This is a genomic window from Streptomyces sp. x-19 (assembly GCF_046549115.1).
Lineage (GTDB): Bacteria > Actinomycetota > Actinomycetes > Streptomycetales > Streptomycetaceae > Streptomyces > Streptomyces albulus_C.
Genome location: NZ_JAJPWK010000003.1, coordinates 614,854 through 639,117, shown reverse-complemented (window position 1 = coordinate 639,117; position 24,264 = coordinate 614,854). Strand labels below are relative to the sequence as shown.

22 protein-coding genes are annotated in these 24,264 nt (G+C 73.0%); 16 read left to right on the top strand and 6 right to left on the bottom strand.

Annotated features, from left to right (window positions below):
• The first annotated feature begins 78 nt into the window (after positions 1–78).
• Both ACLJT4_RS11505 and ACLJT4_RS11500 read left to right on the top strand, forming a co-directional pair.
• Positions 79–495 (top strand): Lrp/AsnC family transcriptional regulator, encoded by a 417-nt coding sequence (locus tag ACLJT4_RS11505; RefSeq protein ID WP_411122366.1) that lies wholly within the window; start codon positions 79–81, stop codon positions 493–495.
• 51 nt (positions 496–546) lie between these two features.
• Entirely contained in the window at positions 547–942 is a 396-nt protein-coding gene (locus ACLJT4_RS11500; RefSeq protein WP_411122173.1) for a GNAT family N-acetyltransferase, read from the top strand.
• 139 nt (positions 943–1,081) lie between these two features.
• Here the strand turns inward: ACLJT4_RS11500 and ACLJT4_RS11495 are convergent, their stop codons facing one another.
• The gene (locus tag ACLJT4_RS11495; protein ID WP_411122172.1) at positions 1,082–1,594 is read right to left on the bottom strand and encodes a hypothetical protein; all 513 of its coding nucleotides are present in this window, start codon (positions 1,592–1,594) and stop codon (positions 1,082–1,084) included.
• A 139-nt stretch (positions 1,595–1,733) separates the two neighbouring features.
• Positions 1,734–2,771, bottom strand: coding sequence for an NAD(P)-dependent alcohol dehydrogenase (locus ACLJT4_RS11490; protein ID WP_411122171.1), 1,038 nt, complete (start codon positions 2,769–2,771; stop codon positions 1,734–1,736).
• 314 nt (positions 2,772–3,085) lie between these two features.
• On the opposite strand from ACLJT4_RS11490, the gene ACLJT4_RS11485 reads away from it, so the two are divergent.
• Positions 3,086–4,612, top strand: coding sequence for a flavin-containing monooxygenase (locus tag ACLJT4_RS11485; RefSeq protein ID WP_411122170.1), 1,527 nt, complete (start codon positions 3,086–3,088; stop codon positions 4,610–4,612).
• Here ACLJT4_RS11485 and ACLJT4_RS11480 read toward each other — a convergent pair.
• Positions 4,594–5,292, bottom strand: coding sequence for a class I SAM-dependent methyltransferase (locus tag ACLJT4_RS11480; protein WP_411122169.1), 699 nt, complete (start codon positions 5,290–5,292; stop codon positions 4,594–4,596). The genes ACLJT4_RS11485 and ACLJT4_RS11480 overlap by 19 nt on opposite strands.
• Before the next feature lie 200 nt (positions 5,293–5,492).
• Between ACLJT4_RS11480 and ACLJT4_RS11475 the strand changes: the two genes are divergently transcribed.
• Entirely contained in the window at positions 5,493–6,812 is a 1,320-nt protein-coding gene (locus tag ACLJT4_RS11475; protein WP_411122168.1) for a sensor histidine kinase, read from the top strand.
• Positions 6,813–6,818: 6 nt separating this feature from the next.
• Positions 6,819–7,478, top strand: a complete 660-nt coding sequence (locus tag ACLJT4_RS11470) for a response regulator transcription factor (protein ID WP_016573486.1) — start codon at positions 6,819–6,821, stop codon at positions 7,476–7,478.
• A 90-nt stretch (positions 7,479–7,568) separates the two neighbouring features.
• Here the strand turns inward: ACLJT4_RS11470 and ACLJT4_RS11465 are convergent, their stop codons facing one another.
• The gene (locus tag ACLJT4_RS11465) at positions 7,569–8,492 is read right to left on the bottom strand and encodes a CAP domain-containing protein (protein ID WP_411122167.1); all 924 of its coding nucleotides are present in this window, start codon (positions 8,490–8,492) and stop codon (positions 7,569–7,571) included.
• Between the two features lie 402 nt (positions 8,493–8,894).
• Here ACLJT4_RS11465 and ACLJT4_RS11460 point away from each other — a divergent pair, with 402 nt between their 5' ends.
• On the top strand, positions 8,895–10,424 hold the full coding sequence (locus ACLJT4_RS11460) for a sigma-70 family RNA polymerase sigma factor (protein WP_411122166.1): 1,530 nt from the start codon (positions 8,895–8,897) through the stop codon (positions 10,422–10,424).
• 43 nt (positions 10,425–10,467) lie between these two features.
• Here the strand turns inward: ACLJT4_RS11460 and ACLJT4_RS11455 are convergent, their stop codons facing one another.
• The gene (locus ACLJT4_RS11455) at positions 10,468–11,547 is read right to left on the bottom strand and encodes a DUF5937 family protein (protein WP_411122165.1); all 1,080 of its coding nucleotides are present in this window, start codon (positions 11,545–11,547) and stop codon (positions 10,468–10,470) included.
• A 455-nt stretch (positions 11,548–12,002) separates the two neighbouring features.
• Here ACLJT4_RS11455 and ACLJT4_RS11450 point away from each other — a divergent pair, with 455 nt between their 5' ends.
• Together ACLJT4_RS11450 and ACLJT4_RS11445 are read left to right on the top strand one after the other, a co-directional pair.
• Positions 12,003–13,445, top strand: a complete 1,443-nt coding sequence (locus ACLJT4_RS11450) for a hypothetical protein (protein WP_411122164.1) — start codon at positions 12,003–12,005, stop codon at positions 13,443–13,445.
• A complete protein-coding gene (locus ACLJT4_RS11445) occupies positions 13,442–14,878 on the top strand; it encodes a condensation domain-containing protein (RefSeq protein ID WP_411122163.1) in 1,437 nt (478 codons plus the stop codon). The genes ACLJT4_RS11450 and ACLJT4_RS11445 overlap by 4 nt, the downstream gene beginning before the upstream one ends.
• 123 nt (positions 14,879–15,001) lie before the next feature.
• Here ACLJT4_RS11445 and ACLJT4_RS11440 read toward each other — a convergent pair whose 3' ends face one another.
• Positions 15,002–16,009: a LacI family DNA-binding transcriptional regulator gene (locus ACLJT4_RS11440; protein WP_411122162.1), complete on the bottom strand. Its 1,008-nt coding sequence runs from the start codon at positions 16,007–16,009 to the stop codon at positions 15,002–15,004.
• A 723-nt stretch (positions 16,010–16,732) separates the two neighbouring features.
• On the opposite strand from ACLJT4_RS11440, the gene ACLJT4_RS11435 reads away from it, so the two are divergent.
• The 8 genes from ACLJT4_RS11435 to ACLJT4_RS11400 all read left to right on the top strand — a co-directional run bounded on the left by ACLJT4_RS11435 (position 16,733) and on the right by ACLJT4_RS11400 (position 24,264).
• Complete coding sequence (locus tag ACLJT4_RS11435; protein ID WP_411122161.1) at positions 16,733–18,109, top strand: helix-turn-helix domain-containing protein; 1,377 nt, start codon at positions 16,733–16,735, stop codon at positions 18,107–18,109.
• A 300-nt stretch (positions 18,110–18,409) separates the two neighbouring features.
• On the top strand, positions 18,410–18,772 hold the full coding sequence (locus ACLJT4_RS11430; RefSeq protein WP_351467788.1) for a 6-pyruvoyl trahydropterin synthase family protein: 363 nt from the start codon (positions 18,410–18,412) through the stop codon (positions 18,770–18,772).
• A gap of 97 nt (positions 18,773–18,869) precedes the next feature.
• On the top strand, positions 18,870–19,541 hold the full coding sequence (locus ACLJT4_RS11425; RefSeq protein ID WP_411122160.1) for a 7-carboxy-7-deazaguanine synthase QueE: 672 nt from the start codon (positions 18,870–18,872) through the stop codon (positions 19,539–19,541).
• Positions 19,542–19,546: 5 nt separating this feature from the next.
• On the top strand, positions 19,547–20,143 hold the full coding sequence (folE, locus tag ACLJT4_RS11420) for a GTP cyclohydrolase I (protein ID WP_411122365.1): 597 nt from the start codon (positions 19,547–19,549) through the stop codon (positions 20,141–20,143).
• A gap of 35 nt (positions 20,144–20,178) precedes the next feature.
• Positions 20,179–21,324, top strand: a complete 1,146-nt coding sequence (guaB, locus tag ACLJT4_RS11415; RefSeq protein ID WP_411122159.1) for an IMP dehydrogenase — start codon at positions 20,179–20,181, stop codon at positions 21,322–21,324.
• Positions 21,321–22,706, top strand: a complete 1,386-nt coding sequence (gene purB, locus ACLJT4_RS11410; RefSeq protein WP_411122158.1) for an adenylosuccinate lyase — start codon at positions 21,321–21,323, stop codon at positions 22,704–22,706. The genes guaB and purB overlap by 4 nt, the downstream gene beginning before the upstream one ends.
• The gene (locus tag ACLJT4_RS11405) at positions 22,691–23,746 is read left to right on the top strand and encodes an adenylosuccinate synthetase (RefSeq protein WP_411122157.1); all 1,056 of its coding nucleotides are present in this window, start codon (positions 22,691–22,693) and stop codon (positions 23,744–23,746) included. Before purB ends, ACLJT4_RS11405 begins: the two co-directional genes overlap by 16 nt.
• Entirely contained in the window at positions 23,743–24,264 is a 522-nt protein-coding gene (locus tag ACLJT4_RS11400; protein ID WP_275461973.1) for a phosphoribosyltransferase, read from the top strand. Before ACLJT4_RS11405 ends, ACLJT4_RS11400 begins: the two co-directional genes overlap by 4 nt.

Genomic DNA, 24,264 nt, shown 5'->3' with positions numbered 1-24,264 from the left:
ACATATGGTTGCTAACCATTCCCGTATCATGGGCCCGTGAGCAATGAAATGCACCTCGATGCCATCGATCGAGAAATCTTGTTTCACCTGCGCCAGGACGGGCGGCTGACCAACGTGGAGCTGGCCAAGCGGGTCGGCCTGACCCCGCCACCGTGCCTGCGGCGCCTCAAGCGGCTGGAGGAGACCGGCGTCATCACCGGCTACCGCGCCGTCATCGACCCGGAAGCCGTCGGCCGCGGCCTGGAGGTCATGGTCGACGTCGAGGTCTACGCCAACGACCTCAAGACCATCGAGACGCTGGAGGAGACACTGGCCGGCTACGAGGAGGTCGTGGAGCTGCGCCGGATGTTCGGCCGCCCCGACTACTTCCTCCGCGTCGCCGTCGCCGACCACGCCGCCTACAACGCCTTCCTGACGAGCAAGCTCACCGGCCTCCCCGGCATCCTGCGCGTCGAGTCCCACCTGACGATGAAGAAGGTCAAGACCGGCGACTGACCATCGCCCGACACCCGGCGCGGCAGCCGGCGGGGACCTTACGATCGAGGCGTGACGATCGAGTACGAGTGGCGCGGCGACTTCGACGACGACGCGCTCGACGCGCTGCACGCGGACGGCTTCGGCCCCCCGGCCACCGCGACGGACTGGCGCGCCCGCCTGCACCGGCACAGCCTCGGCTGGGTCTGCGCCCGGGAGGACGGCGCACTGATCGGCTTCGTCAACGTCGCCTGGGACGGCGGCCGCCACGCCTTCGTCCTGGACACGGTGGTCGCACCGCACCGCCGGTCGCACGGCGTGGGCACCGCCCTCCTCGCCACCGCGGTCGACCGGGCCCGCGCCGCGCACTGCGCCTGGCTCCACGTCGACTTCGAGGAACACCTGCGCCCGTTCTACTTCGCCGCCTGCGGCTTCGAGCAGACGACGGCCGGCCTGATCGCCCTCTGACCCCGACGCACGGCACGACGGCGAGAACCGACGGCGCCGGAGCGGCGACCGGTCGCCGCAGGGCACCGCCGCCGACGCCTGACGCACGGCCCGTTCGCCGGCACGCCAGGCAACGGGGCGGCCCGCACCACCGGCCGGCTCAGCGGTGCTGGACCGGCGGGCACTCACCGGTGTTCTCGCCGATCGAGTTGATCTCGGCGTTGGAGCGCGGGTCGCCCGCGTAGTCGATCTGGTTCGTGCAGCTCTGCCCGGGCTTCTTGGGGGTGCCGGTCGTCGCGCTGCCCTTCGTGGGCGCCGGGCAGTGGCCGGTCCGTTCGCCGATCGAGTTGATCTCGGCGTTGGAGCGCGGGTCACCCGCGTAGTCGACCTGGTTCGTGCACCGCACGCCCGCCTTCGTCGGAGCACTCGACGCCGTGCTCTTGGCCCCGCTCTGGGAGGACTTGGCCGTGGACGCGCCGGACTGCGGGGCGCTCGCGTCCCCCGCCGCGCCGGACGTCCCCGAGGCGGCGGACGAGGCGGCGGACGAGGAGACGGACGAGGCCGGTGTGCTGGTCCCGCCCCCCTGGCAGGCGGTCAGCCCGAAGGCGGCGATGGTGATCACCGCGGCGGCGGCGGCCTTGCGGACGTGGCTCAGTGCGGCCCGGTGCGACATGGTCTTTCGTCCCGTTCTCTGAAGAGTGTGCGAGGCGGAGTTGCCTTCCCGAGAAAGAGGCTGCCGGGCCCTGCTGACGCTCCGACGCCGTCCCGCTAACGGCTCGCTAACGTCCCCGAGCCGCCGGCGGGCGGCCCCGTCACGGTCGCACCACCGCCTTGAGGGAGCCGGGCGTGCGGTCGGCGTCGAGGGCGTCCGCGGTGTGGTCGAGGTCGAAGCGGGCGGTGACGAGGGCGGCCGGGTCGACCTGTCCGGACGCGGCGAGGTGGGTGGCGAGCGGCCAGGTGTCCGTGTAGCGGAAGACGCCGGTCACCGTGAGCTCGCGGCGCTGGATGACCGGGAGGGGCATCGGGACCTCGTCCGCGCCCATGCCCACGAGCACGACGGTGCCCGCGCCGCGGACGGCCGCGAGGCCCGACCGGACGGCCGGCGGCGCGCCGGAGCAGTCGATGAAGGCGTCCACGTCGAGCCCGGCGACGGCATCGGTCGCCGGGTCGAGCGTGGCCGTCGCGCCGTACCGGGCCGCCCGCGCGCGCCGCTCGGGCATCGGGTCGGAGACGAGCACCTCGGCGGCGCCGAACGCCTGCGCGGTGCGGGCGGTCAGCATGCCGATCGGTCCCGCGCCGGTGATCAACACCCGTGATCCTGGGCCCACTTCGGCCTTGCGGTTGGCGCTGACGGCGACCGAGAGCGGTTCGAGCAGGGCGGCGGCGTCGTCCGGGACGGAGTCCGGCACCGGGTGCGCGAACGGTGCCTGGATCGTGACGTACTCCTGGAAGGCACCGTCGACCGGCGGAGTGGCGTAGAACTCCATGGCGGGGCAGAGGTTGTAGCGGCCGGCCGTGCACTGTCGGCAGACCCGGCAGGGGCGTTGGGGCTCGATCGCGACGCGTTCGCCGATCCGGGCTTCGGGGACGCGGGCGCCGACCGCGACGATGCGGCCGGACGCCTCGTGCCCGAGCACCAGTGGGGCGTCGACGACGAAGTCACCGATCCGGCCCTCCCGGTAGTAGTGCACGTCGGAGCCGCAGACTCCGACGGACGCCACGTCGATCAGGACATCGTCCTCGGCGGGGACCGGCACCGGCCGTTCCTCGATGCGGATCTCGCCCTTGGCGACCAGGACCGACGCGCGCATCGTGCGCGGCACGCCCGCGCCGCCCGTGGTGGTGCTCATGGAGGCTCCTCGTCTCGTCGTCTCGGGTTCCGTGCGTGCCCGGGTTCCGGCCGGTCGGCCGCGCACCGGGACGCTGCTCGAAGAGGATGTACCGCGGCGGGTGCGCGGGCCGGTAGCCCGCGTGGGCGCGGTGGGGCGTTTCGCGCCGCGCCGGCTGCGGCCGGGGGACGTACCGGCGCATGGCCCGCGCCCCGGTCGTAGGCTCCGCCCCGTACCTGCCCGCGTGCCGAACTCGGCTGAAATGCCGCCGGTACCGACCGGGCGGTGGGCATCAACCCCTCGCAGTCCTTCATCCCCGCGGTCAGGAGGCACCAGTGACGCCCACGCACAGCAGTCCGACGCAGTCCGTGGACTTCGACGTACTGATCATCGGCGCCGGGATCTCGGGCATCGGCGCGGCCTGCCACCTCAAGGCCCGCCGCCCGGGCACCACGTTCGCGGTCCTGGAGGGGCGCGACGCGATCGGCGGTACGTGGAGCCTGTTCCGCTACCCCGGCGTCCGCTCCGACTCGGACATGCCCACCTTCGGCTTCGGCTTCCAACCGTGGACCGCGCACACGTCGATCGCCGACGGGCCCCTCATCCTGGACTACCTGCGACGGACGGTCCGCGAGCACCACCTGGCCGACCACCTGCGCTTCGGGCACCGGGTGGTCGGCGCCGCGTTCTCCTCGGCGACGGGCCGGTGGACCGTCACCTCCCGGCTCGCCGGCAACGGCCGGGAGACCACGCACACCGCGCGGTTCCTCTTCCTGGGCACCGGCTACTACGACTACGAGACGGGCTTCACGCCCGCCTTCGACGGCGTCGCGGACTTCACCGGCCAGGTGGTCCATCCGCAACACTGGCCGGCGGACCTCGACCACGCGGGCAAGCGCGTCCTCGTGATCGGCAGCGGCGCCACGGCCGTCACGCTGATCCCCGCGCTGGCCGCCACCGCGGCGCACGTCACGATGGTGCAGCGCTCGCCGAGCTACGTGTTCTCGACGGCGGCCGAGGACCCGATCGCCCGCGTGCTGGGCCGCGCGCTCGGCCCTCGGCGCGCGCACCGGATCGTCCGGCGCAAGAACCTCCTGCTCACCCGGGGGATGTACCGGCTGTGCCGGCGCGCCCCGAGGCTGATGCGCCGGCTGCTGATCGCCCGGGTGCGCCGGCAGTTGCCCGCCGACTTCGACGTCGCGACCCACTTCACCCCGCGCTACGACCCGTGGGACCAGCGGCTGTGCGTGGTGCCGGACGGCGACCTGTTCAAGGCGATCTCGGCCGGCCGGGCCTCGGTGGTCACCGACCGGATCGAGCGGTTCACCACGACGGGCCTTCAGTTGGCGTCCGGCCGGGAACTGGCCGCCGACCTGGTCGTGACCGCGACCGGCCTGACCATGTGCCCCTTCGGCAAGGTCCGGTTGAGCGTGGACGGGCGCCGGGTGAACCCGGCGGACACGACGGCGTACAAGGCGGTGATGCTCTCCGGGGTGCCCAACCTCGTGTTCGCGCTGGGCTACACCAACCTGTCCTGGACGCTCAAGGTGGACCTGGTCTGCGCGTACTTCTGCCGGCTGCTCGACCACATGGACGTGCACGGCCACACCACCGTCGAACCGGTGCCGGCCGACCCGGACATGGCGCGGGTGCCTTACATGGACCTGAGCGCCGGCTACATACGACGGGGCATCGGACAGTTCCCGCGGGCGGGCACCCGCGGCCCGTGGACGGTCGAGATGGCCTACGAGAAGGACGTCGAACGGCTGCGGAACGGTCCGGTGGAGGATCCCGCACTGAAATTCACGGCACCGGCGCCGGCACCGGCACCCGACGCCGACCGCTACGGCAGGTTGAAGTAGATCATCGGATTGTGGTCGCTGTGCCGGACCGGCTCGTCGAGCCCCAACTCAGCTTTCACTGCGGCGAGTTGACGAGTGACCTCGGGGGCCTTGGCGGTGGACGGGGTGAAGAACCCGATGTTCTTCTCGGCCAACCACTTGACGATGACCGAGCCCTCGCTGAAGGGCTTGGGGCGCCGCCCGTGGAAGACGTCGTGGACGCTGGTGGGCGTGCCCGCGGGGACACCGGGGAAGAGGTTGTCGACGTACCAGTGGGCGAACCGCGCACCGTGGTCGGCGTCGATGAAGAGGTAGTCCACCTCGGTGGGGACCGCTTCGAGGTGCCGGCGCACGTCGCCCTTGGTGAACGACCAACGGTCCTCGGCGAGTTCGGCCGGCACGGTGCGCACCACGTGGTCCACGATGTCGAACGAGTGCAGCCGCCCGGTCCCGTTGTCCCGCAAGGCGCGGAGGAGCCACGTCGTGGACCATCCGTGGAACGTGCCGATCTCCACCACGACCTCGGGGCGCAGATCGCGCAGCAGCAGATAGGTTATCTCGGCCTCGTAGTCGTCGAGTTGGGCCTTCATCGACGGGCCGCGGTCCGCCAGGAGCCGGCGCTGGGCGTCCCGCGCCGCCCGCAGGTCGTCCTCGTACTTCCCGTACAGGGCGGCGACGTGGTCGGTGGTGATGGTGTCCATGCTGTCCTCCAACGAGCGGGCAGGTGCTGCCCGGGTGTTCCTGGCGCGGCCCGCGCCGATGAGAACCTAGGGTCCCGAGGACCTCGACCACGTCACACTCGGGAGCCATGTTCCGGCGTAGCTCTGAGGTATGACGTCCGGCCGGGGACCGGCCCCTACGGACGACTCCGGCGTGCGCCACCCGTCCGTACCATGGTCCGGTGATCCCGGAAGAGTCGAACGCACCGACCGGGCCGGACCCCCGACGCGACGGCCTGCGACAGATCGGGGCCGTGCTCAGGGCGGTGCGACGCGAGGCGTGCGACGTCTCCCGCCGGGCTTCGCCGCCCTTTCGGAACGCCGAGCGCCGGTTCCTGCGGTACCTCCCGCTCCTCGCCGTCGCCTTGGTCGCGGCCGACCTGGGCATCGGCGGGACGCTGATCGTCGCGGACGGGCTGGGCCTGCCGTGGTGGGGTGCGGGGCTCGTCGCCGGCGTCCAGGGGCCGCCGTTGGTGCTCGCCCTGTACCGGCCGGTGCTGGCCTGGTGGTCGTCGCTCGCCGCGTCGCTGCCGTACGCGCTCCTCGCGGCCCTCGCCGAGCCGGCGGGGCGCGCCGACGAGCCGTGGCCGTGGACGGCACCGGGACTCTGGGCGCACCTGGGGGTCACGCTGTTGGTGGCCTGCCGGGTGCGGACCGAGACGTACGTGGCGCAGTGGCTGCTGACGATGGCGCTCGGCGGCGCGCTCGCCGCCGGGCTGGCACCGCCGTCGTCGGTCGGTGACCTGCTGCTGTGGGGGCTGTTCTCGGCGCTGGGGCTGGCGGTCGTCACCGCCGTGCGCGGGCGGAGCCGGGCCCGTCGTGCGTTGCGCGCGCAGGAGGCGCTGACGGAGTTCGAACGGGGCCGGCGCGCGCTGTTGGAGGAGCGCACCCGCATCGCCCGCGAGTTGCACGACGTCGTCGCGCACCACATGTCCGTCGTGGCGGTGCAGGCGGAGGCGGCACCGTACCGGGTGGCCGAACCGCCGCCGGAACTGAGCGAGAGCTTCGCCAGCATCCGGGAGAACGCGCTGGCCGCCCTCACCGAACTGCGGTACGTCCTGGGCATGTTGCGGTCGCCGGAGGAGCGTCCGGAAGCCCGCTACACACCGCAGCCGACACTGGAGAACCTCGACGGCCTGGTGGCCAACGTGCGGGCGGCGGGGCTGCGGATCGACACGGTGGTCACCGGCGAGGCGCGGGCGGTGCCGCAGCGGGTCGCGTTGTCGGCGTTCCGGATAGCGCAGGAGGCGCTGAGCAATGCGCTGCGGCACGCCCCGGGGTGCCGGGTCGAGGTGGAGCTAACCTACGGTCGTGGCGAGCTCGCCATACGCGTGGCCAACAGCCCGGCGCCGGCCGGTGCGCCACGCCAGCGGGGCACCGGACACGGTGTGTTGGGCATCCGCGAGAGGGCGTTGCTGCTCGGCGGTTCCGTGCGGATCGGCACCCGGGAGGACGGCTGGTTCGAGGTCGCGGCTTCCCTCCCCACCAGTGAGCAGGAGTGAGGACGCATGACGATCCGGGTGTTGATCGCGGACGACCAGCAACTGATCCGGCAGAGCTTCGGGATCCTGCTGAACGCCCAGCCGGACATCGAGGTGGTGGCCGAGGCGGTCAACGGTCAGGACGCGATCGACCGCATCGCCGCCCGGTGTCCGGACGTGGCCCTGATGGACATCAGGATGCCGGTGCTCGACGGTCTGGAGGCGACCCGGCGCATCACGCAGGACTTCCCGGACGTCAAGAGCATCATGCTGACGACGTTCGACCTCGACGAGTACGTGTACGAGGCGCTGCGGGCCGGCGCGCACGGCTTCTTGTTGAAGGACTCCTCCGCGCAGCAACTCGCCGATGCGGTACGCACGGTGGCCATGGGCGGCGCGCTGCTGGCCCCCTCCGTCACCAAGCGGCTGATCGAGGAGTTCGCCAGGGGCGGCGCGCCGCGCGCCGTGCCGCGCGGCCGGGTGGCGGATCTGACGGAGCGCGAGACGGAGGTGCTCTCCCTGATCGCGCGGGGGCTGTCCAACTCCGAGTTGGCCGCACACCTGGTCATCGCCGAGCAGACGGTGAAGACCCACGTCAGCCGCATCCTGGTGAAGTTGGGGTTGCGGGACCGCACCCAGGCGGTGGTCTTCGCGTACGAGACGGGCCTGGTGCGCGCCGGGGAATGACAGGGTGGCGGCGGCCCGGGCGGGGCACCTTCCGGGGCGCAGCCGGAAGGTGCCCCGACGGCTCCGTGGCCGTCGGTCGGGCCCGGGCGGTCAGGAGTGGGTGGCGAAGTCCTGCGTCCACCACGGCCCGTTGGAGCTGAGGTTCACGCCCACACCGGTGGCCTTGTAGGCGCAGTTGAGGATGTTGGCGCGGTGCCCGGGGCTGTTCATCCAGCCGTCCACCGCCGTCGCCGGGTCCTTGGGGCTCTTGAAGATGTTCTCGCCCCAGCTCATCCAGGGGAATCCGGCACGGGTCATCCGGGTGCCCGGGTCGACGCCCTCCGGGGTCTCGTGGGCGTAGTAGTTCCGGGCGGCCATGTCGTCCGAGTGTCCCTGGGCCGCCGCCGTCAGGTGCGGGTCGGCGGTGAGCGGGGCGCAACCGTGCTGGGCCCGCTGGGTGTTGACCAGCTCGACGACCTTCCGGGCGAACTCCGCCGCGGTGCCGGTCGCGGTGCGCGCGCCGACCGGGGCGCCCGCGCCGCCGCCCGCGCCGGACGCGACGCGGGGCGGGTGGCCGGCGGTCCGGGGGGTCGGGCGCGGTGCGGCGGGGGTGGGGGTCGCCCGGGGCGTCGCGGCCCGCTCGCCGTCCCCTGTCGTCTCCTTTGCCGACGGGGACGGGGACGGGGACGGCTTGTGGCGGCGGGGGGAGTGCGCGTCGCCGCCGGACTCCGGCAGGACGGAGGTTCCCGCGGCGGTCCGCACCGGGGCGGCCGGATCGGCGGCGAGCGCCTGGTCGGCCCCGGAGCCGGGGCGTATCAGCACCAGGCACGTACCGGTCACGGCGAGGACCGCCGTCCCCGTCAGCAGCGCGGCCCTCGTCCGCGGCCGGGCGGTGTCGGCGCGGTGGTTCCCGCTGCGGCCGGCGGGGCGGGGCGCGGCGTGCCGCCGGGGTGCCGCGGGCGGTGCGGTGCGGTGTCCGGGGTCGGTCGGGGCCTGGTCGTGCGGGGCGGGGCGGAGGCGGTCGTCGTGGTGCATGCTCGGGGTTCCGTTTCCGGTCCGGTCGGCGGGCCGCGCGGTCGGTGACGGGTGGACCGTCACCGGTGGCCGACGCCGCCGACCTGGGGGGACGAGGGGTCGTGCGGGCCGCGTGGTGCACGGTCCGCAGTGGGGAGACCCCCGGCGGGCCCGCGGACAACGAAAATCCCGGGGATTTTTTTCCGCGGTGTCGAGGCGGCGTCGAGGCGGCGTCGAGCGGGTGCCCGCCGGTGTGCGCCGGTGCCCGGCGGCGGGCTCCGGCGCCTCCCCGGCGGCGGGGGGAGCCCGTGCCGCGACGGCGTCCGACCGGCACGTAGTTTTTCTGTTATCGCCGTGCGCCGAACGGGTCACCTGAGCACGGGGGCCATGACGGTGTACACGGATGAACGGGAACGAACAGGCGTGAAGTGGGAAAACGGTACGGCGACCGTGGAGGCGGCCAGGGCGGGTGACGACGCTGCCCGGGAACAGCTGCTCTCCGCGTACCTGCCCCTGATCTACAACGTCGTGGGACGGGCGCTGGACGGCCATGCGGACGTCGACGACGTGGTGCAGGAGACCATGGTGCGCGCCCTGGAGTCGCTGGCGGACCTGCGCGAGCCGGCGTCCTTCCGTTCCTGGTTGGTGGCGATCGCCATGAACCAGGTGCGGCGCCGCTGGACCGGCGCCCACCGGCACCCCGTCGTCGGCCTGGACCAGACGGCGGAACAGCCCGACCGGGGCGCCGACTTCGTGGACCTGACGATCCTGCGGCTGGGCCTGTCCGGCCAGCGCCGCGAGGTGGCCGAGGCCACCCGCTGGCTGGACGACGGGGACCGCGCGCTGCTGTCGCTGTGGTGGCTGGAGGCCGCCGGCGAGATCGACAGACCGGAACTGGCCGCCGCCCTGGGGTGCGGGACGCGGCACGCCGCGGTCCGGGTCCAGCGGATGAAGCAGCAGTTGGAGACCGGGCGGGTCGTCGTCCGCGCCCTCGCCGGGAACCCGCCCTGCCCGGAACTCGTGCGACTGACCGACGCCTGGGACACCCGCCCCGCGCCGCTGTGGCGCAAACGCATAGCCCGCCACGCGCGGGACTGCGCGGCCTGCTCCGGTCACGCACGCGACCTGCTGCCCGCCGAGGGGTTGTTGGCCGGTCTGGCGATGCTGCCGCTGCCCGGGCACCTGACCCCGCCGCCGGTCCCCACCGCCACGGCCACCACCACCACGTCCGCCACCACGTCCGCCACCTCCACCGCCTCGGCGTCGGGCGGTCACCGGGCGCACCACCTGCTGCGTCGGCCGCCCCGCCCGCGCGGGGCCGTCGCGACCACCGCCGTGGCCGGCACCGCGGCGCTCACCGCGGCCGTCGTCGCCGCCGTGTGGTGGGGCTCCGGCGCCCCGCGGGACGAGCAGCCCACCGCGCCCCGGGCCGAGCCGACGGTGCGACGAACCACCGCCGTTCCCACCCCCACCCCCACTCCGACGCCCACCCCGACGCCCACACCCACCCCGACGCGCACCGCGTCCGCCACCCCCACCCCCGCGCCGCCGTCTCCCACGGCCACCCCGCCCGACCTGGAGGAACAGGCCACCGCGCTGATCAACCGCAAGCGGGCGCAGGTCGGTTGCGGTCCGCTGCGCATCGACCCGCGGCTGCACGCCGCGGCGCAGCGGCACTCCGCCGACATGGCCGCCCGCGGCTACTACGAGCACGTCTCGCCGGAGGGCGTCGGCCCCGATGCGCGGATCACCGCCGCCGGATACCAGTGGAGCAGTTGGGGCGAGAACCTCGACCGCGGCCCGCAGAGCGCGGCCGCGGCGGTGCGGGACTGGATGGGCGACGCGCCGCACCGCGACAACCTGCTCGACTGCCGGTTCACCGCGGTCGGCATCGGGATCGTCCACGGGGCCGGTGGCCCGTGGTGGACCCAGGACCTCGCGGCCCCCCGCTGAGCGAGCGGACCGCCCGGTGACGGGCCTGGCCCGGCCCGGCCCGTCACCGCAGCATGGTCTCCACCAGGTCCGTGCCGATCCGTGCCGTCGCCTCCAGGTCCAGCTCGTGCAGGACGTAGCGGCCGCGCCGGCGGGTGCGGAGCAGACCGGCCCGCTTCAGCACGGCGAGGTGGCGGGAGACCTCCGGGGCCGTCAGCTTCCAGGACGCGGCCAGTTCGAGGGTGGTGCGCGGGCCGCGGGAGAGCGTGTGGGCCAGCCGCAGCCGGGTGGGGTGGGCCAGCGCCGCCAGCCGACGGCTCGTCAGGTCCAGCGGCATCGGCTGCGGCAGCCCCGGTTCCGGGACGGGGTAGTGGACTACCGGCTGCCAGCCCGCGGCGTGGACGACCAGGAGGTGCGGATGGCCGAACGCGGTCGGCACGAAGGTGAGGCCGTCGCGGGCGCTGGTGGTGCCGTCGTAGATCTTGTCGACGACGATGCGCTGCCCACTGGCGTCGAGGGACAGGCAGGCGGAGACGGCCGGGAGGGCGCCGGTCAGGCCGAAGCGGCGGAAGAGCTCGGTCTTGTGCCGGGCGTCGGCGGCCAGTGCCGGCCGCACCCGCTGCCAGTGCTCCGCGAAGAACGCGCCCTCGCAGTCCTCCCACAGGCGGCGCAGCCGGCCGCGCACGGCGGGCGGGTCGGCGAGCAGCGCGTCGAGGAACGCGGCGGCGCGCGGACCGTCGGCCTGTGCCAGGGTGCGGGCGCGCTCCCGGGCGGCCGGGTCGGTCAGCGGGGACCCGTCCGGCCGCGTCGGGTCGGCATCGACGGCCAGGCACAGCGCCCCGGCCACGAACTTCTCGTCGGTCAGCCGGTCCAGCGCGTCCAGCTCCTCGGCGAGGGTCGCGGCGGGCGCCGGCGGGAGCAGGAAGTCCGCACGGGTGGTGCGCCACAGGCAGTCGGCGGCCGACAGCCGGGCGGCGAGGGACGCGTCCAGACCGGCGCGGACCGAGCGGGCCCAGTCCTGCCGCGGCGGATGGTGCCCCGGCTCGGACAGCACGTGCAGCATCGCGGTCAGCTCGGCGAGTGGGGAGGGCGCGAAGCGGACGCCTCCGGGGGCGAGGGTGCTGATGTCGACGGTCAGGCTCACCCGTCCATACTGGCGGACCGGGCGGGGCGGCGGCCGACGGGAGCGAACGCGATGTTCTGCTGGTCCACGGGAACCCCCGCCTCTTCGGGTGCGGCCGGCCCCTTCCGGCGGGACGTGCGATGCGGTGCAGGGGATGCGACGCCCGGGGGCCGGACGCGTTCCGCGTGACCCCACATTCAGGTCGGTGGGCACCGCATGACGGTATTCCCAGGTAATCGTGCGATGTCAAGCCGGAACGAAGACGGACCGGAAAACCCTCTCCAAGGGCGAGTGGTTTGACTGGTTTGTCCTTCCAGGCGCGGGAATTGCCGGGCGCTTCCGGGCGCGTGGCGAAGAGTCGGCGGTGCGAATCCGCCAACTGTCCGGCGCGGCTTGACGACGCCGAACGGAAAAAGATCAAGTGGTGGTGCTTCGCCCGGACCGCATCGTTTCGTTGACCGACAGGAGGAGCCCCCTTGAGCACCGTGAACCTTCCGCCGGCCGGCACCCCGGCCGATGACGAAGGCTTCCGCCGCAGGGCCGGCGCGCTCCTGCACAGCGCCGCCGACGACCTGCAGCGCACCTCCCGTTCGGCCGCCGCCGACCTGGGCCTGACCGACGCGGACTACGCGGCTCACCTCGCCCCTGAACAGGGCTTCTCCTGGGACCTCGCGCAGCGGGCGGCCACCGTCTGGCCCCTGAACGAACGCGATCTGGTGCCCGTCCGCAACGACTGCCCGCGCGGCGTGCGGGTGCTGCGCGCCACCGAGTCCGCATCCTCCGCCCGGGTTTTTCAGCGTGGCGGGATCGACTATTACGAGTACCGCGACACGGCGATGTCGCGCCTGGCCTCATTCCGCCCCGCGTGGATCCGGATGCTCTCCGCCGTGACCGACGACGATCCGCACAACGCCGACGTGCACTGGAACAACGGCCATGTGCTCTATCAATTCACCTATTGCGTGGGGCCGGTTAACTACTATTACCGATGGAACGGACGTGATCACGTACTGCGGATGAACACCGGCGACTCCATCTGGGGCCTGCCCTTTTCCCCGCACACCTTCACCGCCCGCAATGCCGAGGAGCCGGCATACATCCTCGCGCTCACCTACGGCGGTGAACTCATGGGCGACGCGCGGCACGAACTCGCCGCCCTGGGACCGGACACCGCCCGCGGATTCGCCCTCGACACCGACTCCGCCGCGGCCGCCCAGGGCCGCCTGCTCCGCTCCTACCTGGACGCCTCGGCGCTCCCCCTGGAGCACGCGGCCGAGCTCTCCGGAATTCCGGCGGACCGCCTGGCCGGCGTCGCCGACGGCGGCACCACCCTCACCCCCGACGAGGTCACCGCGCTCGCCGCCGCACTGCGCCTGTCCCCGCGCGACCTGCTGCCCGTCGTGCCCGACGCCGTCGACGGCGTGAGCTTCTGCCCCGCCGCCACCTCCCGCTCCTGGTACCACCCCTCCGCCGGGCACCGCGACTACCGGGTGCGCGAACTGGCCGGCGACCGGCTGCACCCGCACACCCGCGCCCTGGAGATCCACCCGCAGCGCGCCGACTCCGACTCCGCCGACCAGGCCGTCACACCCCTGCGCACCCACCAGCACCAGTACCTCCACAACGTCGGCGGCGGCCCCGTCCGGATGGCCTGGCAGCACGGCGGCGAGCGGTACGAAACGCTGCTGGAACCCGGCGCGTCGGCCTACGTCACGCCGTTCGTCCGCGCCGAGTTCACCCGCAGCGGTCGCGGCGACCCCACCGACCCCACCCGCCTGCTCGCGCTGCGCATCGGCGGCCGGGTGACCACCGAGGCCCGCTCCGCCCTGGGCTCGATGTACCCGGGCAGCCTGGAACGCTACCTGCACGAGGACCGCCAGTGGTACGAGGAGCGCGACACCGGCGGGAGCTGGACGTGAGCGCACCCGCGCCCGCCGGCCCGCCCCCGACCACCGGCGCACCGCCGGCACCGGCCCGCTCCGAGGAGCCCGCGGCGCTCGCCGGCACCGCGCCGCTGCTCCCGGCCCAACACCGCTTCTTCGGGGCGGCCTTCGGCGAGATCGGCCACGACGACGAGCCGCTGCTGTTCGCCGTCGACCACTGCCTGGACCGGGCCGCGCTCGCCCGCTGCCTGACCCGCCTCGCGGACCGCCACCCGGCGCTGACCTCGCGCTTCGTCGAACTGGTCGGCGAGCGCCGGGTGCGGCCGGGCGATCCCGCCGTGGCCGTCCCGCTGGAGTGGCACGACCACACCGGGCTCGACGAGGCCGCCGCCGACCGGGCGTTCACCGGTGCGGCCCGGCGCCTCCACGACCGCCTGGACCTGCGCGAGGGACCCGTCTGCCGGGCCGCCTACTTCCGCCGGGACGGCGGGGACCGCCTACTGCTCCTGCTGCACCACCTGGTGTGCGACGGCGTCACCCGGCACACCCTGGCCGAGGAACTCCCCACGCTCTACCGGCAGGCCGCCGCAGGACTGGACGACACCCTCGGGCCCCCGCCGCCCTCGGCCCTGGGCCACGCCCGCGAACTCCAGGACCTCGCCGACGCACTGCCCCGCGAGACACCGCAACTCGACGCCTGGTTGCGCCTCCCGTGGGACCGGGTGCGCCCCTTCCCGACCACGGCCGAGGGCCCGGGCAGCCTCGCCCGACCCCACCTCCGCACCCTGCGCACCAGCCTGGATCCGCGCACCGCGCGGACGGTCCGCACGGTGGCGCAGTCCTCCCCGTACACCACCGAGGACCTGCTGATCGCGGCGGTGGCCCGCGGCGTCGCGGAGTTCTCCGGCGCCTCGACCGCCTGCCTGGACGTGGTGCGCCACGGCCGACTCTCCCCGCTGACGGCGTCCGACCTCAGCCGCACCGTCGGCCGGCTCTCCACGATCACCCCGTTCGTCCTCGACACCGCGGCCGACGGCACGCCGCCCGGTGCACCGTCCGCCGCCGGCGCCCTCCCCGACCTGCGCGCCCTCAGCGCCCAGATCGGCCGGCTCCACGCGATCGAGCACGTCTGGGGGGTCCTGCGCCACCTCCACCGGGACCCGGCCGTCACCGGCCGCCTGGCCGCGCTGCCGAAGCCCGAGGTGTACCTCGACTTCCGCGGCACGGGCCTGCACGACCTTCCGGTCGGGCCGCCGTTCTCCCTCGTCACGGGCGACACCGGCGTGACCCGGACCCCCACGCACCCCCGGCCCTACCCCCTGGAGATCCGGATCGACGTCGCGGACGAACGACTCGACCTGCGCTGGAAGTTCAGCCTCCGGCGCAACGCCGAGGACGACGTCCGCCGGCTGGCCCGCCGCTGCACCGAGCTCCTCGTGTGCCTCGCGGAGTCCGCCACCGGCGCCTGAGCCGCGCCCGTCGTCGTGCGCTGACACCCTGGGCGGGGCCGGCGACCAGAGCCCGACGGCCTCGCCCACCCCCACCGCGCCGGCGCTGCTCGCGCCCGCTCCTCTCGTCCCGGTGGCGGGCCCTCACGCCGGTGGCGCGGTGGACCCGCGCACCACCAGGGAGACCGGGACGTCGGCCGGGCGGACGGGACGTTCGTCGGCCAGTACGGAGACCAGGGCGGTCATGCCCCGCCGGCCGGCTTCCTCGGCGGGCAGGCGGACCGTGGTCAGTTCCGGTTCCACCGCCGAGGCGAGGGTGAGGTCGTCGAAGCCGGTGATCGACAGGTCCGCCGGCACACGGAGCCCGAGCCGACGGGCGGCCTTGAGAGCGCCGACCGCGAGGACGTCGAAGTCGCACAGCAGCGCCGTGGGACGGCGCCCGGGGGCCCGCAGCACGGTCTCCGCGGCGTGCCGTCCGGCGTCCATGGTGAGGGCCGCGCGCACGGTGCGCAGTTCCGCGCCGGTGCCCTCCAGCGCCGCCGCGAGCGCCCGGGAGCGGACGGCGAACGTCCAGGACTCCACCCCGGCGGCGAGGTGGGCGATCCGCCGGTGGCCCAGGGCCAACAGGTGCTCCGCGACCTGGTGCATGCCGTCCGCCACGTCGAGGTTGACGGTGGTGGCGGCCCGGGAGTTGGCGGGGTCGCTGTCCAGCATCACCAGCGGACGCCCGCCGTCGTCGAAGTCGGCGAGCACGTCGGCTGCCATCGACGACGCGAGCACGCCGTCGAGGCTGGCCGGTGCGGACCCGAACGGGTTGCGGGCGGGACCGCCGTCCGCGGGGGAGGGGTACAGCACCACGCCGAATCCGTGCTGGGCCGCCACCCGCGCGGCACCGGTGTACAGGCGGGCGTAGTACTGGTTGGTGAGGGCCGGCACGATCAGCATGACGGTCTTGGTCCGTCCGGTCCGCAGGTTCCGGGCCGCGAGGTTGGGCCGGTATCCCAGTGCGTCCGCGGCGTCGCGGACCGCCGTGGCGATCCGCTCCGAGACCCGTCCGTGCCACTTCCCGCCGCACACCAGCGAAACCGTCGCCTGGGAGACGCCCGCCTCCCGGGCCACGTCGCGTGAAGTCGGGCGTGCCTTGTCGGTCACGGGGGCGATCCTTTCCGATACGACCGGAGCCACTGGACCGGCTCACACCCAACATGCTAGACATCTCGCGGGAGTTATACGTACTACCGGGGTACGGAATTCCGTCGCCCGGCGGGCCGGGGCGGGAAATGGCCGGGGCCGTGGGGGAGTTCGCCCGGCCGAGTGGTTCGCGGGCACGTCGCACCTGTCACAGGTATGCGCTTTGGCCGATTTTCCCCGGTGTCAAACCGTGTCACATCGCAGCAAAACGGTTGTGGTGAACGAGTTGAAAAGAAGTCAACTTCCGTTCCGGTGGGTAAGGCTCCGCAACAAAATCGTCGACCGCAATGCGGGTTGAGATGCCACGTCGGTGAGGGGGGCGGTTGCGTGCGAGGGGGCGTCGAGCCGTCCCGGTGACGTGACCGAATGGGGCGAGCGATGCCCGATGCGGGCCAACCGCTGGTTCCGGACAATCGCCGATCGAGCCGTGTTCCTCTGTACACGGTTGTGATCAAATGTGAATATGACATGGCCATGGGCGGCGCAGAGAGTTATTCAGGAGTGCGCAACGTCCTGATGGTCGGTGCGGGGGCTGGTCGGAGAGTGTGGCATGCAGAGGGGACACATGAGCCGGATATCCGCAGTTCCTTGACGATTCTCTTGCCTGAACTGGTTTCGCACGGCTGATCCTTGCTGGAAGCTTGGGCTTTGCAAAGCTGATCGGGTACCGGGGGATTGCGCTGCGTGTCGCACGCAGGAGTTGGCGAACCCGTTTGCTGGAAAGCCAAGTTGCCGCATGGCGCACGGCAACATGGAGAAAAGCGAATGACGAAGCGAGTAGTTTTTTCGGATGCCTCGTTCGGCTCGTCGTTGCGGCTCTTGCGCGAAGAGCGGGGACTTTCTCTCGGCGACCTGTCCCGACTGGTGAATTATAGCAGGAGTCACCTGAGCCGCGTGGAAACGGGAAAGAAGCAACCGGCCGAAGGACTGGTGCGGTTGTGCGACGACGCCCTGGACGCGAAGGGGAGTCTGCTCGCCCTTTTGGTGCGGGCTCCGCGGCGCCAGAGCGGGCGCAACTGTCCCATTCAACTGCCGCGGAGCATTTCCGACTTCACCGGCCGGGAGGGCGCGCTCGACGAACTCGACGCCCTGCTCTCCGAGGTGCACCGGCAGAGTGACGGGCAGGCCGTGGTCACGGTGGTCGAAGGAGCCGCGGGCGTGGGGAAGACGGCCACCGTCGTGCACTGGGGGCACGGCGTGCGGAGCCACTTCCCGGACGGCGTGCTCTTCGCCGACCTCCAAGGATTCGGCCCCGGCGGCCGCCCGGTCAGCACCCGTCAGGTGCTCCGGAACTTCATGACGGCACTGGGCGCCGAACCGGTCGAATTCTCCGGTGAAATCCACCACTTGGCCGCCAGCTATCGCAGCCTGCTCACCGGACGACGGCTGCTGATCGTCCTCGACAACGCCGCCACTGCGGAACAGGTGCGCCCCCTCTTACCGGCCTCGCCCCGCTGTATGACGGTGATCACCAGTCGCAGTCGACTGACCGGACTCGTCACCCGGGACGGCTCCCACCGCATCACCGTGCCGCCGTTGAACGCGAGCGAGTGCGACGCGCTGTTGTCCCGTCTCGGGGGCGCGTCCCGACCGCCGAAAAGCGCGAGCCCGTGCGCCTGCCAATACCTGCCGCTCACCGTGCGGATCGCGGCGGAACGCCGGGAGACGGTCGGCGGCATGGACATTTGCGAGCGCTGCGGATCGGATGCGTTGCTCACTTACCTCTACAACACGGGCGACGACGTCAGCAACATGTACACCGCGCTCTCCTGGTCGTACCGGTATTTACCGCCGGCGGTCGCCAGGGCATTCCGGGTGCTCGCGGCCGAGGTGCGCGACACGGTCACCGTTTCCGCGGCGGCGCGGTTGCTGGGCGTCGAGGTGATGGCGGCACGGAAAATGCTCGAATCCTTGGCTGACATCCATCTGTTGCAGTGCCTCTCCTCTGATGAGTACCGCTTCGAGAAGACCGTGCGGGGATTCGCGCGGGAACTCGACGGGCGGGACGTGGCGCGCTTCGCCCGTGCGGGTCACGACGCCGAGCGGGTCATGAGCTACTGAACGCCTCCCGAGTGTCGGCCCTGCCGCCCGCGCCGGACAGGGGTTGCCCGGTGTCCCTTCCCGCGGGCAACGGGCGACGGGCCGTGCCTGGGCTTCCTGCGCCGCGCCGACCGCCGGGACACCGCGCAGGACGCCGGTTCGGTGCCGCCCGCAACGACTCTCGGTAGGCCCGGACCCCGGTCACGGTCGTGGCCGTGATGTGCCCGCGGAGCGCCGAACGGACCATGGGGCGGTGCACTTCGCCGGACGTCGGGTGCGACCCGGCGCGGCGAGCGGTCCTATCCCAGCAGGAGGGTCTGCATGGCTTTTCGGATCACCAAAGAGTTCCACTTCTCGGCCAGTCACCGGCTCGCCGAGCTGCCCGACGGGCACCCGTGCGGCCGGATGCACGGGCACAACTACATCGTCGAACTGGAGCTCGCGGCCCCGGCCGACGGCCTGGACAAGGCGGGCTTCGTACGCGACTACGGCGACCTCAAGCAGTTCAGCCAGTGGCTGGACGCCGAGGTGGACCACCGTCACCTCAACGACGTGCTGGACCGCAACCCCTCGGCCGAGCACCTCTCGCAGTGGCTGTACGAGCGGTGGCTGCCGCACTACCCGCAGTTGAGCGCGGTGCGGGTCTCCGAGACCGCCAAGACGTGGGCGGAGTACCGGCCGTGACGCACCTGCCCGCCGCACCGTCGCAGCACGGGGGAGGTGGTGCCGCGGTGGAACCGAAGCTCGTCGTCAACGAGATCTTCGGCCCCACTTGAGGGCCGTGCAGGGAGAGGGCCCCTCGGCCGGGCAGCGGTGCGCCTTCGTGCGGTTGGGCGGCTGCAACCTGTCCTGCCGCTGGTGCGACACCCCGTACACCTGGGACTGGACCGGAGTGGGCGACTCCGGGGTCGCCTACGACCCCAAGCGGGAACTGCGGCCGATGCCGTGGACCGACGTGCTGCACGCGCTGCTCGCCTACGAGGTCCCGCTGATCGTGGTCTCCGGGGGCGAACCCCTCAGCCAGCAGCGCCGGTTGCTGCCGCTGCTGCGCGCGCTGACGGACGCCGGCCGCAAGGTGGAGATCGAGACGAACGGCACCGTGGTGCCGCAGGACGACCTGGTGGCGCTCGGCGTGCGGTTCAACGTCTCGCCCAAGCTGTCGCACTCGGGCGATCCGCAGGCGCGGCGGATCGTGCCGGACGCGTTGCGGGCGTTCGCGGCCGTCCCGGGGACCGCCTTCAAATTCGTCTGCCGCACCACCAGCGACCTCGACGAAGTGGCGCAGCTCGTCGACCGGTACGGAACCCGCCCGGTGTGGATCATGCCCGAGGGGCAGGTCCCCGCCGAGGTCGGCCAACACCTGTCCGCGCTGGGAGACGACGTCGTGGCACGCGGCTGGAACCTGACCACTCGATTGCATGTTGCCGTCTGGGGCGACAGGAGAGGCGTGTGAGCACAGTGAGCGGAGCCCCCGAACTGGACGTCCTCGACGACTCCGGGCCGCAGGTCCCGGACCCGCTGGAGGACGTCGCGCGCAAGCTGCTGATCGAGATCGGCGAGGACCCGGACCGCGACGGGCTCAAGGAGACGCCGGCCCGCTTCGCCCGCTGGTGGCGGGAGTTCTCCCGCTACGACGCGGGGGTGGTCGACACGCTGTTCCCCCTCCAGACGGAGGGACAACTGGTCATGGTCTCGGACATCAACGTGTGGTCGCTGTGCGAACACCACCTGCTGCCCTTCTCCTGCTCCCTGACCATCGCCTACCGGCCCAAGGGCGACGTGCTCGGACTGTCGAAGTTCGCCCGCATCGCCCATCGCCACGCGCACCGGCTCCAGGTGCAGGAGCGCCTGGTCCGCGACATCGCGGACGAGGTCACCAAGGTGACCGGTTCGGTCGACGTCGCGGTCATCGCCACCGGCGAGCACCTGTGCATGAGCATGCGCGGCATCCGCACCCCGGCGGTCATGACGTCCACGGCCTACTCCGGGGTCTTCGAGGAGTACGGGCCGGCCCGTCAGGAGCTCGTGGCGACGGTGTTCCCGCCGCGCAGGTGACCCGCCCCCCGTCCACGATCGACAGGAGTACGCACGTGGCAGTTCGCGACATACGCACCGGGCTCAGCCTGGACGACGTCCTGCTGGTGCCCCGCCGCACCTCGGTGGTGAGCCGTTCGGCGACCGACACCAGCACCGAGCTGGCCGGGATCACCCTGCGGGTACCGGTCCTCTCCGCCAACACCCCCTGGTGCACCGGCCGGCAGATGGCCGTCGCCATGGCGGTGGCCGGCGGGCTCGGGATCGTCCACCGCATGCAGACCGCCGAGGACCAGGCCGCGGAGGTGGCCGCGGTCAAGGCGACGCCGGTGCCCGAGGGCACGGAGCGGGCCACCGTCGACGGGCAGGGGCGGCTGCGCGCCGGGGCGGCGGTGGGGGTGACCGACGACTATCTGGAGCGGGCCGCCCGGCTCGTCGAGGCGGGCGCGGACGTGCTGGTCACCGACGTCGCCCACGGCCACGCGGACTACGTCCTGGCCTCCGTCGAGAAGCTGCGGGCCCGTTTCCCCGACACGCCGCTGATCGCCGGGAACGTCGCCACCGCCGCCGGCACGAGGGACCTGATCGAGGCCGGCGCGCACGCCGTGAAGGTGGGCATCGGCCCGGGCGGCATCTGCACCACCCGGCTCGTCGCGGGCAGCGGGGTGCCGCAGCTGACCGCGGTCCTCGACTGCGCCGAGGAGGCGGCCGCATCCGGCGTCCCGGTGATCGCGGACGGCGGGATCAAGGCGCCGGGCGACGTCGTCAAGGCGCTGGCCGCGGGCGGCCACGCGGTGATGCTGGGCAGCGCCCTGGCCGGCGCCGACGAGAGCGCGGCCCGCCTGGTGGAACGCGACGGCGTCCCCGTGAAGGTCAGCACCGGCTTCGTCACGTTCGGCATGCAGCTGACCCTCAAGCGGGCCCGCGGCGAAGAGGTCAGCCGCGAGGAGCTGGACGCGTACACCCCCGAGGGCGTCGAGGCGACCTTCGCCCACACCGGGCCGCTGGCCGCCACCCTGCGGCCGTTCGTCGGCGGACTGCGGTCGGGCATGAGCTACTCCGGGGCGCACACGCTGGCGGAACTGCGCGCGCACGCCGAGTTCGTCCGGATCACGCCGGCCGGACTGTCGGAGAGCCGCCCGCACGCCCTGGGGCGGACCCAGCAGGTGGCCCTGGACTACGCCCGGGAGGCCACCGGATGACGAGCCCTTGGGAGGACGGCCGCTACGGCAGCCCGGAGATGCGCCTCCTGGTCAGTGACCGCAACCGCTACCAGCTCTTCGTACGGGTGGAGGGGGCGTTGGCCGCGGAGCAGGGCCGGTTGGGGGTGATCCCGTCCGAGGCCGCCGGGGTGATCGCCGCCCGGGCCGGCGACCACCGGTGCGACCTGGCGCGGATCGCCGAGATCGAGACGGTGAGCCGGCACGAGCTCTACGCCGTCGTCCAGCAGTTCGCCGAGACCTGCGCGCCCCACGGCCGCTACGTGCACCACGGGGTGACGAGCAGCGACGTCATCGACACCGCGCTGGCGCTCCAACTGGACGCGGCGATCGGCCTCCTGGGCGAACGGCTCGGCGTCCTGATGGCCGCGCTGTGCCGGCAGATCGCCGAGGAGGGCGGGCGGGTGATGATCGGCCGGACCCACGGCCAGCACGCCCAGCCCGTCACCCTGGGGTTCAAACTCGCGGTGTTCCTGGACCAGTTGACCCGGTGCCTGGCGCGACTGGCGGAGCTGCGCGAGCGCGCCGTGCGGGGCAAGATCGCCGGTGCGGTCGGTTCGCTGGGCGGGCTGGGACCGCAGGGCATGGCGGTGCAGCGGGCGGTGCTGGCCCGGCTGGGCCTGCCGGAGCCGCAGATCTGCGCCCAGGCGGTGGCGCGGGACCGGATCGCGGAGTTCGTCTCCTGGGCGGCGCTGACCGCGGCCTGCCTGGAGAACCTCGCGACCGAGATCCGCAACCTCCAGCGGACGGAGATCGGCGAACTCGCCGAGTCCTTCGCCGAGGGGGACCAGATCGGCAGCTCGGCCATGCCGCACAAGCGCAACCCGGTGCGCAGCGAACGCATCTGCAGCCTGGCGCGGCTGCTGCGGTCGCTGGTCGGTCCCGCGTTGGAGAACGTGGTGACCTGGCACGAGAGGGACCTGGCCAACTCCGCCAACGAACGCTTCACCCTGCCGCAGGCGTGCGTGCTGCTCGACGAGATGCTCCTCACCACCACCGCCGTGGTGGACGACCTGAAGGTCTTCCCCGAGCGGATGCGGGAGAACCTCGACCGGTCGCGCCACAGTCACCTCAGCGAGGCGGTGCTGTTGGCGATGGTCGACCGCGGGACGGACCGGCTCGACGCCTACCGGGCCCTGCAACGGGCCAGTGCGCTCGCCGCCCGGGACGACCGCGACCTGGTGGCGGTGCTGGCCAACGACGCGTCGGTGACCGCGGTGCTGCCCGCACCGGACCTCGCGGCCCTGGCCGAGGCGGCCGCGGACACCGGCTTCTGCGACACCCTGGCGCAGGAGACCGTGCGCCGGGCCGAGGAAGCGCTCGCAAAGACGACGGAAGGAGCTCGGACATGCCCGGCACGGTGATCGTCGGTGGCCAGTGGGGCGACGAGGCCAAGGGGAAGATCTCCAGCTATCTGGCGATCCGTGACGAGCCCGCGGTGGCGGTGCGCGCCGGACTGGGGCCCGGCGCCGGCCACACCGTGGTGCACGCCGGACGCACCATGAAACTGCGCCAGTTGCCCAGTGCGGTGATCCGCCCGGCCACCCGCCTCCTGCTGGGCGCCGGCGTGTTGATCCGCCCGGAGGTCCTGTTGCGGGAGATCGCGGAGTTCTCCGCCGAGTCCCGGGTCGGCGTGGACTTCCGCGCCACCGTCATCGACCCCGAGCACGTCGCCGCGGAGGCGGCCGACGCGGGGCTGACCGAACGGGTGCGCAGCACCGGCAGCGGCCACGGCCCGGCCCTGGCCGCCCGTGCCATGCGTGCGGCGCGCCGCGCCGAGGACGTCCCGGAACTCGCCCCCTACCTCACGGACACCGTGCGGGTGGTGAACGACGCGGTCGACGCCGGGGACCGGGTGCACGTCGAAGGCACCAACGGTTTCGGCCTGTCGGTGCTGTACGGCACCTATCCCTACACCGTCGGCAAGGACAGCACGGCGAGCACCGCGGCGGCGGACGCCGGACTGGGCCCCACCGCGATCGACGAGGTGGTGCTGGTCTTCCGGGCCTACCCCACCCGGGTGGGCGCGGGGCCGTTCCGCACCGAGATGACCGAGGCGGAGGCCGAGCGGCTGGGCATCGTCGAGTACGGCACGGTGACCGGGCGGCGGCGCCGGGCCGGCACGTTCGACCTGGACCAGGCGCGCGAGGCGGTGCGCGCCAACCGGCCCACCCGGATCGCGCTGACCTTCCTGGACCACGTGGACGCGTCGTGCCGTGCGGTGCGCACCGGGGAGTTGCCCGAGGCGGCGGCGGCGTTCGTGGCCCGGGTCGAGGAGGGCCTGGGCCGGCCGGTCGACCTGCTCGGGACCGGTCCGGGCACCGCCGACGTGGTGGACCGGTGGAACGGCCGGCCCGCCGGCACGGCCCGCAACGTGACGAGCGGCCAGGGAGGCGACCGATGAGCGGCACACCGATGTGGCGGCGGGACCGGCTGTTGACGATCAGTTGGGAGGCGATGGGCCGGATGCTGGCCGGCCTGGCGGACGACGTCCGGGCCAGCGGCTTCGCCCCGACCGTGGTGGCGGGCATCGCCCGCGGCGGGCTGCCACCGGCCATCGCCCTGGCGAACCTGCTGGCGATCGAGGACTTCCGCATCCTCGGCATCCCCCGCAACACCTCCAACTCCCGGTACAGCGAGCGCGGTGCGGCGGTGCTCAAGTACGTCGTCCCGGAGCGGGAGTTCGGCGGCGCCCGGGTGCTGCTGGTCGACGACATCATGGGCGACGGCGGCACCATGGCCCTGGCCAAGCGCACCGTGGAGGAGCTCGGCGCCGCGGAGGTCCGCACGGTCGCGGTGGTACGCAACCTGGGCGCCGCCCAACGGGCCGACTTCCAGGCGGTCGAGGTGGACGACTGGACGGTCTTCCCGTGGGAAGCGCCGCCCGGGGACAACGAACTCGCCGTACCGTTGCGGGTGTGA